The 12,784-nt window shown below is 58.3% G+C and carries 14 protein-coding genes; 5 read left to right on the top strand and 9 right to left on the bottom strand.

Annotation, left to right across the window (positions count from 1 at the left end; genetic code table 11):
* Positions 1 to 224: 224 nt before the first annotated feature.
* The 7 genes from F4X57_01585 to F4X57_01615 all read right to left on the bottom strand — a co-directional run bounded on the left by F4X57_01585 (position 225) and on the right by F4X57_01615 (position 5,959).
* Positions 225 to 1,499 carry an AI-2E family transporter gene (locus F4X57_01585; GenBank protein ID MYC05865.1) on the bottom strand — a complete coding sequence of 425 codons (1,275 nt, stop codon included), beginning with the start codon at positions 1,497 to 1,499 and terminating at the stop codon, positions 225 to 227.
* Positions 1,500 to 1,640: 141 nt separating this feature from the next.
* Positions 1,641 to 2,408 carry a protein jag gene (locus F4X57_01590; GenBank protein MYC05866.1) on the bottom strand — a complete coding sequence of 256 codons (768 nt, stop codon included), beginning with the start codon at positions 2,406 to 2,408 and terminating at the stop codon, positions 1,641 to 1,643.
* Positions 2,305 to 3,249: a membrane protein insertase YidC gene (locus F4X57_01595; protein MYC05867.1), complete on the bottom strand. Its 945-nt coding sequence runs from the start codon at positions 3,247 to 3,249 to the stop codon at positions 2,305 to 2,307. Before F4X57_01595 ends, F4X57_01590 begins: the two co-directional genes overlap by 104 nt.
* 386 nt (positions 3,250 to 3,635) lie before the next feature.
* A complete protein-coding gene (locus F4X57_01600) occupies positions 3,636 to 4,766 on the bottom strand; it encodes a PQQ-binding-like beta-propeller repeat protein (GenBank protein MYC05868.1) in 1,131 nt (376 codons plus the stop codon).
* Between the two features lie 131 nt (positions 4,767 to 4,897).
* Complete coding sequence (gene yidD / locus F4X57_01605) at positions 4,898 to 5,110, bottom strand: membrane protein insertion efficiency factor YidD (protein MYC05869.1); 213 nt, start codon at positions 5,108 to 5,110, stop codon at positions 4,898 to 4,900.
* 66 nt (positions 5,111 to 5,176) lie between these two features.
* Positions 5,177 to 5,608, bottom strand: a complete 432-nt coding sequence (gene rnpA, locus F4X57_01610) for a ribonuclease P protein component (GenBank protein MYC05870.1) — start codon at positions 5,606 to 5,608, stop codon at positions 5,177 to 5,179.
* Between the two features lie 213 nt (positions 5,609 to 5,821).
* On the bottom strand, positions 5,822 to 5,959 hold the full coding sequence (locus F4X57_01615; GenBank protein MYC05871.1) for a 50S ribosomal protein L34: 138 nt from the start codon (positions 5,957 to 5,959) through the stop codon (positions 5,822 to 5,824).
* A 467-nt stretch (positions 5,960 to 6,426) separates the two neighbouring features.
* Between F4X57_01615 and F4X57_01620 the strand changes: the two genes are divergently transcribed.
* The 4 genes from F4X57_01620 to F4X57_01635 all read left to right on the top strand — a co-directional run bounded on the left by F4X57_01620 (position 6,427) and on the right by F4X57_01635 (position 8,719).
* On the top strand, positions 6,427 to 7,194 hold the full coding sequence (locus F4X57_01620) for a hypothetical protein (protein MYC05872.1): 768 nt from the start codon (positions 6,427 to 6,429) through the stop codon (positions 7,192 to 7,194).
* 63 nt (positions 7,195 to 7,257) lie between these two features.
* Positions 7,258 to 7,941 carry a TlpA family protein disulfide reductase gene (locus F4X57_01625; protein ID MYC05873.1) on the top strand — a complete coding sequence of 228 codons (684 nt, stop codon included), beginning with the start codon at positions 7,258 to 7,260 and terminating at the stop codon, positions 7,939 to 7,941.
* Between the two features lie 54 nt (positions 7,942 to 7,995).
* On the top strand, positions 7,996 to 8,361 hold the full coding sequence (locus F4X57_01630; protein MYC05874.1) for a nucleotidyltransferase family protein: 366 nt from the start codon (positions 7,996 to 7,998) through the stop codon (positions 8,359 to 8,361).
* Entirely contained in the window at positions 8,351 to 8,719 is a 369-nt protein-coding gene (locus F4X57_01635) for a DUF86 domain-containing protein (GenBank protein MYC05875.1), read from the top strand. Before F4X57_01630 ends, F4X57_01635 begins: the two co-directional genes overlap by 11 nt.
* A gap of 20 nt (positions 8,720 to 8,739) precedes the next feature.
* Here F4X57_01635 and F4X57_01640 read toward each other — a convergent pair whose 3' ends face one another.
* Together F4X57_01640 and F4X57_01645 are read right to left on the bottom strand one after the other, a co-directional pair.
* Positions 8,740 to 9,276, bottom strand: a complete 537-nt coding sequence (locus F4X57_01640; GenBank protein ID MYC05876.1) for a tetratricopeptide repeat protein — start codon at positions 9,274 to 9,276, stop codon at positions 8,740 to 8,742.
* Positions 9,277 to 9,411: 135 nt separating this feature from the next.
* Positions 9,412 to 11,052, bottom strand: coding sequence for a thiamine pyrophosphate-requiring protein (locus tag F4X57_01645; protein ID MYC05877.1), 1,641 nt, complete (start codon positions 11,050 to 11,052; stop codon positions 9,412 to 9,414).
* Between the two features lie 430 nt (positions 11,053 to 11,482).
* Here F4X57_01645 and F4X57_01650 point away from each other — a divergent pair, with 430 nt between their 5' ends.
* Positions 11,483 to 12,736 (top strand): CoA transferase, encoded by a 1,254-nt coding sequence (locus F4X57_01650; protein MYC05878.1) that lies wholly within the window; start codon positions 11,483 to 11,485, stop codon positions 12,734 to 12,736.
* The last annotated feature ends 48 nt before the right edge of the window (positions 12,737 to 12,784 follow it).

A 12,784-nucleotide genomic window follows, 5' to 3' on the forward strand; every position in this document is an offset into this window, starting at 1 on the left:
TGATGGCATAGCTGTCGCTTTGCAAGGTGTCCACAAGGAACATGGCTATGGTCTCGCCGTTGCTGGTTAGTTCGGCTATTTTCTGTTGTAGGGCTGTTTGGATGCACATATTAGTCTCAGGTGTCAGGGTTCGGGCGTTAGGGTTTGAGTGTTTGAAATCATATGTTCTGATTTTAAGGGCAAGTGTTTGGCTTGTCAAGGGGAGGACAATCCACAAACGAGGGCTAATCCCCGGCCGGTTCGCCACTCGGCGTGGCTTCATCAGACAGTCCGGAAGGCGGCGCTTCGTCCGGAGCGTCAACCGGCTGCGTTTCGGCTACTCGGTCTTCGGCTTCGGTGCGCCAGACACTTAGGAAGTACAGCAGCACGCTTCGGGCGGCGGCGGCGAGCGGCGGGCCTAGGATGATACCCCATAGCCCGGCGAGTTCGCTGCCCACTAGCAGCGCGGCGATTATCATCACGGGATGCAGGTTAAGTGAATCGCTCTGAATGCGCGGCACAAGCAGGGAGTTTTCCAGAAGCTGTACCAGGATATAGAGCAGAATTACCGGAATTATCATATGGGGAGCTAAGGCAAGTGTAACGATAATACCGGGGATTGCGCCGAGCCAGGGACCGATGACCGGAATAAGTTCAGTTACGCCGGCGACTATTCCCAACACCGGCGTATAGGGTGTCATATTGGGGGCGAACAACAGACTCATCAGGAACAACCCGACGAACACCACTAAGCCTACGACCAGCCCAAGAAGGAGTTGCCCCCGTATGTATGAGCCGAATACGTCGTCGAGGATACTGAGAACGTTCTCCGTGTGCCTTCTCGGACCAGGTGTGAGCGTGTTCAGCGCGCCTTCGATTATCTTGCCTTTGTCTTTGAGAACATAGAAGAGAATCAGCGGCACCATCGCGAGCCCGAGCAAGAGCGAAACGGTCTGAGACAAAACGCCCAGGGTGCTTGATGCAACTCTTTTGCCGGCTTCGACTACCAAATTGCCTATGTTCTGAGTGGCGCTCTGCACGAGGCTGTTCAGCTCCGGCGGAATGTCTATCACGAATTCGGTACTGACACTCTCGAATGTAACGCGAGCGGCCTCTATGAGGTTGGGGAGGTCTCCAATGAACGCCTGCACTTGATTAACTGTGGCAATGATGCCGGCTATGAGCGCGATGATGGCGAGGATAGCGGCGACAATGAAGATGATCGCAATGAAGACGACGCGCTTAAGCTCAGGGCGATCTGACATCCAAGGGATACGGCGTTCCAGCCAAGTCACAAATGGGTCGAGGATGTACACCAGCGCGCCGCCGATAATGAAGGGCAGCAGCGCGCTTTTGAGCTGGTACATGAGAAGGAGGATGACGATCGCGCCGAGCAGCAACCACACTAAGCGATTGATTCTAAAGTTAGAAATCATCATGCGCCTCCAAGCAGCTAGCAACTCCGGCAGCCAAAAGTTCGCTAATACGGGAGACGCCGTGGAGCGCATTCTTGATAGCAATTATGTGCCATCAAGCCGTACAAGCGACGCCCGCGCAATGTACAACATTGCCGCCGTATTAGCAACATACGGAAGCGTACTGATAGCGAATTGCCGGCGGTCGCCCCTACGGTCATTGCAAGCCGTGCTGCTTACGCCGTGCTACTTCGGATGTATTACCACCTTGCGGCGGTCGCCGTGCCCGTCGCTTTCGGTTACTACATCGGCGTGGTCTGCCAGCGCCATGTGCACTTGGCGGCGCTCGTTGGGGGGCATTGGCTCTAGGGGGATGGAGCGACCCCGCTGGGCTACTCGCTGGGCTACTCGGCGCGCTAGGTTTGCCACGGAGTCGTAGCGGCGCTGCTGGTAGCCTTCGACATCGACCATCAGGTTGGTGCGCTCGCCCATCCTGCGGCTCACCAGGAAGCTGACGATGAATTGCAGCGCGCGTAATGTCTCGCCGCGCGTGCCGATGAGCAAGCCGGAATCTTCGCCCTCTATCTCGAAGACGGGGCCTTCTTCGTCGCCGTCGTATGGCTCGCGGAGATACACGTCCGCCGCGACGCCCATCTTGCCTAGCAGTGTGCTCAGCACATCGTAGCCGACGCTAACTACCTCGGATGTCTCTTCGTCTTCATCGTAGTCGTCTTCATCATCGTAGTCGTCGTCGAAATCGTCTGCCAGCGCCGAGAAATCTGCCAGCGCGTCCGGCTGGGGCTCGTTGTCCGGTTCGTCGTCTGCGGCTGGCTCGTCTGCCGGTTCCGCAAGCGTAACACGCACGACCGCAGGTTCGCTGCCGATGCCGAGCAAGCCTCCCCTGCCCTCGTTAACGACGTCTATTTCCACCTCGTCGCGACCTGCGCCTAGCTGGTCTAGCGCGGTTTCGATTGCCTCTTCGGGTGTTCTTCCCGTTGTTTCTATCGTCCGCATTAGTTGGTGTCTCCTCTGATTCGGGAGATGCCGGCGCGACGGCGGAGGCGGACGCCCCCGCTGGTACAGGCGTCGGCGCCGATTCTCCACGATTGAACTTAAGCATATCTGTTAGGGGGCCCCAGCCGGTTACGAAGCCCTGTATTATCATTCCCACTAGGTTCGATACGACCCAGTAGAGCGCGAGACCGCTCGGGAATGTCGTGGTGAAGAAGCCGAACATTATCGGCATCATCCACAGCATCATGCGGTTCGTGGATGCCTGGCGCGGGTCCGCGGACGGCAGGGTGGTCGTCTTTTGCATCAGCCACATGGACACGCCGACAAGCACCGGCATTACGGGCAGCGAGTCCGGCTGCGCCAAGTCCAGCCACAGGAACGCGTTGTTTATGGGAATAACATCGTGCACGCCGGGCAGCCACGGGTACAAGTGCCCGGACAGCCCAACAAGGCGCTCCGGCGTGGATGGCAGCGTCTGGATGACCGCCTGAAACAGGCCGATCCAGATGGGGAATTGGATGAACAGCGGACCAAGGCAGCCTATCGGATTTACGCCGTTCGCCTTATAGACTTCCATCGTGCGGCGTGAAAGCGTCTGCCTGTCGTCCTTGTGTTTTTCCTGCAGCTCCTTGAGCTGCGGCTGCAGCGCGGTCATCTTCATCATCTGGCGGCTCTGGCGAACCGTCAGGGGGATGAGTATCAGCCGCACGATGAGCGTGAAGGCGATGATCGCCAGACCGAAGTTCAGGAAGAAGACGCTGTACAGCAAAACGAGGCTGTTTATCATCGGCTGGATGATAGCCACGTTCCATATGTCTATGAAAATCTGGAGAAACTGCATGAATCTTTTCAGTTCGTCAGTGTTTTAGTCGGTCCCTTCCCTTGACGGGGGAAGAGCCTGCTTTGCGAAGATAAAGGGGTGAAGCGAATCACCACCCACCTGCTAGAGTTCCGCCTACCCCAAGATAGTCTGCACGAGTATCGCGGCAAGTATCGCGCCACCCACACTGAATATCGCCCACAGAAGCCGCGTTTCCAAAGCCTTCAAATCGGCTTTCGTGGCAAAGTGCGTCTGTATCTCTTCGATTTGCGCTTCGTTGCGCGCTGTCCGTTCTTGAATTGTGGCCATTTCTCCCCTTTTTCAGCAGGCTGAAAGGCATTTCTATACGCTTGATAAGGTGTCAGCGACAAGTATTTATTGCATCCTGTCCATTGATGTTAGTCTGTTCAGCAGTCTTCGACCCTGCCTCGCAACACGGGTTCTTCCTCTTCGGGATTGTGCACCCACTCTTCGTCCGGGTTGCCGTTCGTCTTGACGCGCAGCGCGCGAATGGTCTTGTCCTTGGCGCTCAGGAAAACGATGTCGTCGCTCACCGCGAGCGAGGAGCGAATTTCGGTGCGCATATTGCACGAATCGACCGGATTGCCGTCGCTGATTCGCGCGATGTGCAGCCTGCCATCGTCAGAGCCTATGGCTATCATATCAAAAATGACGGCTGGCGACCCGACAATGGGGCCCTCAGTTTCGAGCGTCCAGCGCAGTTCGCCGGTGCGCTTGTCCAGCGCGTACAAATTGCCATCCAACGATGGCGCGTAAACGGTGTCGCGGTGAACAAGCGGCGAGCCCCAGTACCAGCTTCCCGCGCCTTCAAACTTCCAGCGCAGCGAGCCGTCCGCGGCGTCCACCGCGTAGAAGACGCTGTCGAACGAGCCGAAGTACACTGTGCCTGCATCGTAAGCCGGTGTCGATGCAATCGCGCCGTCAGATGTGAACTGCCAGAGCTTCGTGCCGTCTTCGAGGCTAATGGCGTACAGGTTCTTGTCCAACGATGTGGCGTAAACCACGCCGTCAACGCCGATAGGAGACGACCATATCTTGTTGCCGGTCTGGTATGTCCACAGCGAGGAGACGCTGTAGCGCCGCTGGTCGTCCGCTTCCTGCTGGAATGCGTACACACGGCCGTTGTCCGCGCCGACCAACACGATGTCGTCCACGAGTGTGGGACCGCCGACGATGGGCGAGCCTATCGGTTCGTCCCACTTCTTTTCAAGGTTCGGCACGAAGCGGGCGTAAAGCACGCCGTCGTAGCCGCCGAAGTACAGCGAGTCGTCGCGCAATACGGGCGTGCCATATACGCCGCGCTGCGCTTCTTCCCCGACAAGGTTGAAGCCGGCAATGATTTCGTCGCCGCTTTCGATGTCCAGCGCGCGCATGTCGCCGGCGCGCGTGCCGATGTACAGCGTATCGTCGCCGACCACGCCGCCCGACCAGCCTTCCGGTGTGGCGATGCGGCCGGCGCAGCCCACCAGCGCGATGAGCAGCAAGGGCAGCGCGAGTGTTATCAGGTTTCTTTTCATATTCTCGTTTCGTTCATTCCCACTCAGGTGCCTACTCAATGGGGCACCCTAAATAGGGAAAGGTTAGGACAGGAGTAAGAACTACGCCCAGCCCTATTGCTTTGTTCAGCCAAGCGTAAGAATCAGAAAAATCATGGCACTGGGTCGTAGCCGCTGGTGCCGCCGGGTCTGCATCTGGATAGGCGTTTGATGCCGAGCCAGGTCCCCTTGAACACGCCGTACTTGACGATGGCTTCGTGTGTGTAGCGCGAGCAAGTGGGTTCGTGGCGGCACAGCCCGTTGGAGATGTAGGGAGACAGCGCGTTCTGGTAGAACCGAATCGCTCCCAGCGCAACCGCTTGCATCATAAAGTTATCCGTTCCCCTGTGGGTGCGCCCGTTCGTATGGGTGATGATTTCGAGCGTGCGCCATTATTTTGGGCTACTACTGGCCGGGCTGCTACTGGCAGGGCTGACATTGACAGAACTGCCGGCGCCGCTATTGGCAGTCTGCCTATTTGCGCGATCGTCGATAATCTTCGCCCGCCTGAACAGCCGCCGCAGCGAGCGGTTGAGGCGATGGTAGTCTGCGTTGGCGGCGTCCTTGCGCGCTATCACCACTAAGTCCCAGCTTTCGCTCAGGCGTGGCAAGTATTCCGTGCGGGCGGCTTCCTTGAGCCTGCGCTTGATGCGGTTACGCACTACGGCGTTGCCCACGCGCTTGCTGACGGAAAAGCCGAATCGGCTGCATTCGTTATCGGTGCGCCGCGCAACCAGCACGAGCATCCTATCCGCCCAGCTCTTGCCTTCGCGTCGCGCCGCCGCAAAATCCTTCGACTTTCTCAGGCGATGTCGCTTCTGCATATCCGCTCACGGAGCGCCCTGTAACTCGCAGCGTATCGTATCATCGCACCCGACTTTGGCGCACACCGATTCGGGCGCATCTGTTTACATTGTAGCGGCATATCGCCGGGCGCAGTGCCTGCTAGTCCCCGAAATCCCTTTCCCATCCGGGGGAATGTCAGGAAGGCGCGATTTCCGCGACATCCGGCTCAGGCGGCTCATCGAGACGCGCGGCTACACTGTGAGCTTATGGCGTCCCCTGAACATGCGGCGCTTGAGCACATTGCGGCCGTTCTTCGTGCTCATCCGCGATCGAAAGCCGTGCACGCGCATCCTTCGGCGCCTCTTGGGTTGATATGTTCTCTTTGGCATTATTTCGCTTTCCGATATTGCCGCTAGTTGGCGCTTATGGGGCTCGTATTTCGATGCACACCTCACGGCGCGCGCACCTAACGACCTTGAAACAAATTTACGAAAGTCCAATTACCGATTATACTTATGGCTGAAAAGAAGGTCAATTGAAAATCGCAGACACCGATAGTCCCTTCCCTCTTGGAGACATTTGCAAAAGGTGGTGGTGGACAGATATTTCACCCCCATCCTAACCTTCCCCCATCGAGGGGGAAGGGGCTTTTGAAATTGTCTTTCCCCATCGAAGGGGAAGGGACTTCTGAAATTGTCTTCCCCCTTGATTGGGGTATTGATTGAGGTAGGTTCGGGTAGGTTCGGATGGGGACGAAGACGCCCATCCCCGCACAAGAATGGCACCCCGCACAATCATCCGATCATCCGCATAGCAATTACGACAGCCGGCTGATAGCGACAGGAATGAGGACGCATTGTATAAAGTTTGGGTATTGCTCCTGTTGTCGGTAGCGCTGTACGGGTGCGCGCCGGAAGCGCCGGTTGACACGCCAACTCCCCTGCCCGCCACGCCCGCTATCGCTGCGCCGACTGCCGCGCCAACTGTAGTGAAACAGCCGTCGCCGAGCCTTCCGCCCGCTGCTGTCGCGCCGCCATCGCAGGCGCTGCCCACGCCTGCGCCGATGCGCACGATGGCTCCTTTGCCCGCCGGATTGCCCGACATAGAGTGTCAGACGACGGTTGACTCCGGCGAAGTGCCGGAGGAAATTCGCGAAGTCCGCGAGCGTCTTGGATACGCGGTGCAGCCGTCTGAACTGCCTGCGGGCTTTTCGTTCGGCGGAGTGTCGTACATCGGCAACGAAGAAGCGCTGCAGATTTACCAGGACGGCATTAACAACATCATCATCGCGTATCCGATGGAGTTCTCGCCGGACAGCGCGCCCGGTTCGCTCCAATGGGAGCGCCCGGCAGAGGCGGTCAGCGCCGTGAGCATGGGGGATCAGACGGCATATCTGATGATAGGCGGCTGGTCGGACGCGAGCATCATCGCGGGACCGGCGCTCAGCCCGGACAAGGCGGAATGGGACTTCGAGAAGTCGCTCGCGCTGTTCTTCCGCTGCACCCAAAGCGGTGGACGAGCCATTGATGTGGCGATTCAGGCATTACCCGGCCCGATAGACTGGATCGACGCGCAGGCGCTGGTGGATATAGCGTATTCGCTTGAGCGCGTAACCGGCAACTAACAGTATGAACAGTATGGGTAGGATAGGACGACGTAGTGGAGTCCGTCTTTCGCCCCAACAGATATGACGAATATCAATCAAGACGACGGGCAAGACGACATTGTGGATGAGCCGCCTAGCGATTTGTTAGATACGGACGCGCCGCGCCGAATAACGCCGGTGCGCTTGGCGGCGATTGCGCTTGCGGTGTTGGTCGTGCTGGCGCTCACGGGGCTGCTGGCGTTTGGGTTGGCGAATCGGTCGCCGGTAACAGGACGCAGCGGCATAACGCGCATCGACAAGCCCGCGCCGAGCATCGCAATGCCCTTGTACGGCGGCGGCGAGCTGACGGAGGCGGACTACGCGGGCAAGCCTATGGTGATAAACTTTTGGGCGTCGTGGTGCGGTCCGTGCCGTCAGGAAGCGCCGATATTCGAGCGGCTGTCGCAGGAGTACGGCGAGCGCGGCGTGCTGTTCGTCGGCGTGAACATACAGGACGCCCTGCCGGACGCCGAGGCGTACCTGAACGAGTTCACCATCACCTACCCCAACGGCATCGACGAGACCGGCAGCATCTCGGTCGATTACGGCGTCATCGGCATCCCGGTAACATTCTTCGTAACCGACGAAGGTATTGTCCAACGCCGCTGGGCAGGCGTAATGCGCGAGACCGAACTGCGCCGCTGGATAGACGAACTGATATCGGGCATAGCGCCCACCGGCGATATACAGGGCGGAAATCCGGAGGGATATGAGCCGCTGCGGTAAGGTAAGATTGCCGCAAGGAGTGCGTGAATGAATCAGCAGGAATGATATATGGCGATGATACCCGCGCGACTGAATGAATACGAAGCCCAAGCGCGCCAAGGGCATGCGCCGCATAGCGACGCGCGCATCGCCGTTCCGTATGGGCGGATAGCCGACTTTTGCCGCCGCTACAATCTCGCTTGGTGCGCGCTGTTCGGCTCGGTCATACGCGACGACTTTACGCCGGAGAGCGACATCGACGTGCTGGTGGACTTCCTGCCGGAACTGCCCATGCCGGGGCTCAAGTTCTTCTGGGACATGCCTAACGAATTATCCGAGATGTTCGGCGGTAGGAAAGTTGACCTGCACACACCCAGATCACTGAGTAAGTACTTCGTTCAAGAGGTGCTTGACGAAGCGGAGGTCATATATGTCGCGTAAAGACCCGTATGTAGCCATTGCCCACATGCTTGACAATGCGCGCTCCGCTAGAGACTTGTATGCAGAGCGTTCCCATAGAGGCGATTGGGACACAGACCCGATACTTCGCGAAGCCTTGAACGCGGCGTTGATAAGATACATGGAAATCATCGGCGAAGCGGCGCGGCGCGTGCCTCAGGGATTGCGCGCCTGTTACCCTGCCATCGACTGGCCCAGGATCGTCGGGCTACGCAACAGGCTGATACACGAGTACGACAGAGTGGACCTGCCCTTGCTGCGTCTAATTATTCAGAACGAACTGCCGCCGCTCATATCGCACTTAGAACGGATGCTCGTGGACAGGGATAGCGAAGGCTAACGCGGTGTGGCAGGTGTGGATTATCTACTCCACTCCGCCAGCCTCTCCCGCGAAAGTTCACGATAGTGCGCGGCGTCCGGGAAGTCACCTTCCTTGCCGACAAGCATATCGAAATCCGCTATAGCCCTGCGATGGCTGCCCTTGCGGTAGTGGGACATGCCGCGCCAGTAGTAGGCGTCGGGGTAGTCAGAAGGGGACAGGACAACATTGATTGCCTTGTCGAACAGGATGATTGCGTCATCGTACAAGCCGGTGTCGTAGTAGGCGATGGCGCTTTGGAAATAGACCTGGCGCATGTCGTCGGTGTACAGGTGTATGAGCTGCGGGTCTATGAGCTTGCGCGCCTTGTCCGTGTCGGCGACGGCGTTGTCGTAGTCGGCTTGGGCTAGGCGAGATAGGGCGCGGGTGTGGAGGGAGATGCCTTGCTCGTGCGCTTCCGGCGAGTGCGGTGGCGTGGATGTATCGTATTCAACCGCTTGGTGCATGCAGGCGGTGCAAAGAAGTATAGATGCTGCCATGGCGAGCAGGGACAGCAATATGAGAAGCGACAGATTCATTATTTTTCGCCACACTCAAAACCTCTGACAGAAAGAACCCGCGCTATGGCGGGTCCTTTCCCTGCTATCTATAATCTATCGCCTTTACCCAACAACCACCACATCCCCTTCATCCTGTCCATCGATGTAAGTTCTTTACTCCGGGCGGGATTTGCGGGGTTCCATGTTGCTGTGGATGTCTAGCAGCACGGTGCGACCCTCTGCGTTGTGGTTTTGCGCCTGCCGGATGGCGTCGCCGACTTGGTTCGGGTCGGTTACGGTGATGCCGACTGCGCCCATGCCTTCGGCGATTTTCGCGTAGTCGCCGGTCATCTCTGTCGTACCGAACAGTTCACGCGCGGAAGGATAGCCGCCGGGGTAGGTCGCCATGCCACCGTTGTTCAGCACGACGGTCGTTATCGGAGCGCCTGCGCGAGCGGCGGTTTCGATGTCCAAGCCGGACATGCCGAACGCGCCGTCGCCCATGAAGTTCAGGCAGAACTTGTCCGGCGATGCGAGCTTCGCGCCAATCATCAGCGGTATGCCGTAGCCCAAGTGCGTAGTCTTGCCCCAGCCGATGTAGCTGTGCGGCGTGGTGGCGGTGTAGAACGGCATGATGGAGTCGCGCGGCGCGCCCGCGTCGTGCGTTACCACGCTGTTGTCGTGGTCGAGCAGGCGCTCCAGCTCGCCGATTACGCGGTATGTGCTGATAGGCGTTTCGTTGGAATTGAGCAAGTCCGTCCAGCTCGCCATCCAGCTCTGGCGAATGGACGCGATTTCGGCTGCGACGCCGTTCTTGCCGGCGCGGCCGCTCTCGCCCAGCTGCGACTTCACTTCGTCGATGATCGCTTGCAGCGTGAGTTTGGCATCGCCCGGCACGCCGATGTCCACTGTGAAGTCTTTGTTCAGGTCTTCGATGCTTTCGGTGTTGTGAATCATCACCTTGCCGGCGGGGATGGACTGGCCGTAGCCAGTGATGGACAGGCTGCTGCCGACAGCGAACAGCACATCGGATTCGTTGAGCCAAGTGCGCGCCTGCTGTGTGGTTGCGCCGCTTCCGGAGCCAAGAGACAGCGGATGGCGCTCGTTGAAGCCGGACTTGCCGGGCATCGTGCAGTACACCGGGATCTCGGTCAGCTCGGCGAACTCGCGGAGTTCTTCGGTGGCGTTGCCCAGCAGCACGCCCATGCCGGACCATATCATCGGCTTGCGCGCGGCAAGCAGCGCCTTCACAGCGTCCTTGATGTCCGAGTTGGACGGCACCTGCGGGTGGCGCTTGGGGGGCTGGTAGTTCATCGCGGATTCGGAGACTTCCATCGTGCTGACATCGCCGGGCAGTTCGATGGTAACGGGGCCGCCGCGACCGTTTCGCAGGTTGTGGAATGCGCGGCGCATCGTGCTGGCGACCATATCCGGCTGTAATATGACTTCGCTGTACTTGGAGACGGTCTGGTAAGTGCGCGCGGGCGAGAAGTTGGGGCGCACCTGCATCTGCGCGACGGGCGAGCCGCCGGGCAGGTAGAGCATCGGCACATTGTCGGCGAACGCCTGCGCCAAGCCGCCCATGCTGTTCTCGGAGCCGGGCCCGCCCTGTGTAATGACTACTCCAAACTTGTTGCGGTCGTTCATGCGGCTGAAGCCGTCCGCCGCCATCAGCGCACCGCGTTCCTGCCGGAACATAATCGTGCGAATGCCCACCTTCGCGACCTCTTCGATGAGGTTGTTCGAGGGGAAGCAGGCGACCCATTCGACGCCTTCCTCCTTGAGTATTCGCGCAATGGCTTCCATCGTATTCATAGGTAATCCTCCGCTTATATTAATTATGGCTCGTCAATCTACTCGTCAGTCTGACTATCAAGCAGAAAGGATACCTTATCACACGCAAGTGGGCAAATTGCGGGTCAATTGGTAACCGTCCCGGAACATCGTTGGCAGAGTGGGTAAGATGGAGGCAGCAGTATGCTACACTTGGCGCAAATTCAAGACACTGTATCTATAAGACGATTTCACAAATGCAAAATTAGCCCCGTCTGCGAATGAAAGATTCCGGATTCCTGCTTTCGCAGGAATGACGATCCGAAAATTTCTGTAGCAATTTTGGCTTGCTTTACTTTCAGGGATTTGTGAAATCGTCTTGGTATCTTCTTGGTATCCATAGACGAATTGGCAGTGGATTTGGGTAGGCAATTTTAGCAGCGACGATTCGACACACGCTCGGGAGGTTGATATGAACGGGAACGCAACGCTATCACAAGGGACTGAGGCATATGGGCCGCTGGCGGGGGTGAAGGTGCTGGACTGGACTATGTGGCAGTTCGGACCTGTGGCGGCGTCGATGCTAGGCGACATGGGCGCGGATGTCATCAAGCTGGAAGCGCTGGACGGAGATGTCGGTCGCGCCGTGTCGTCGATGGAATCTGCGAACGCGGGTATGCCGAACGGTCGCAATGCGTACTTCGAGACTTGCAATCGCAGCAAGCGCGGCATCGCGGTGAATCTGAAGACAGAAGAGGGCATCGAGATTGTGCACAAACTTGTCGAGGAGGCGGATGTTGTCATCGAAAACTTCCGCAACGGCGTGGCAGAACGCCTGAGCATGGACTACGACACGCTGAAGCAAATCAACCCTAAGCTGATTTACGCGTCGGCGTCCGGCTTTGGCACGAAGGGTCCGGACGCGCTGATGCCATCGCTGGACGCCTGCGGTCAGGCGCGCGCAGGGCTGATGATGTCTGCGACTCCGCCCTGGGCGCAGCATCCCATATCGGTTCGCGGCGCACCGTCCGACCAGATAGGCGGCATCGTCCTGTGCCTTGGCATATTGTCGGCGCTGTGGGCACGCGCGAGCCAGGGCGTCGGGCAGAAGGTGGAAGTGTCGCACATGAGCAGCACGATGTGGCTGCAAGGGCTTGCCATCGGCATGGACTTGCTCATAGGCAGCCATATGCCGACGCTTAATCGCGAGGATGTGCGCAACTATATGTACAACATCTACAAGTGCAAGGACGGCAGCTGGCTGCGAATATCCAATCCGCAGCCGAAACGCTACTGGCGCCCGTTCGTGGAGGCGCTGGGTATCCCGCAAGTGCTGGATGAGCCGAAGTTCCAGGGCGTAGAGGACGGCGCAGCGGTTCAGCCGGAATTGCTTGCGCTGATCGAAGAGACCTTCGCCACGAAGACCTATGAAGAATGGGACGCCATTTTCCGCACATACGGATTCATCTACGCGAAAATACAGAGCGTCTCCGATCTGAAAAACGATCCTCAGGTGATAGCAAACGACTATATCACCGACTTCGACCACCCGGATATGGGACCCATCCGCGTGTGCAATTTCCCGGTGGCATACAGCGAGACGCCCGCCGCCATCAAGCGAGGCGCGCCGGAGTTAGGGCAGGACACCGAAGCCGTCCTAATCGATGAACTTGGCTATGATTGGGACGATGTGGCGAGGTTCCAGAATGCGGGGGCGATACTTTAGTCTTTCAGTCGGTCAGTCTTTCAGTCGGTCAGTGAGCAGGTTTTGGCT

It is taken from the genome of Chloroflexota bacterium, from assembly GCA_009840355.1.
Classification (GTDB): domain Bacteria; phylum Chloroflexota; class Dehalococcoidia; order Lucifugimonadales; family JADFKI01; genus Bin90.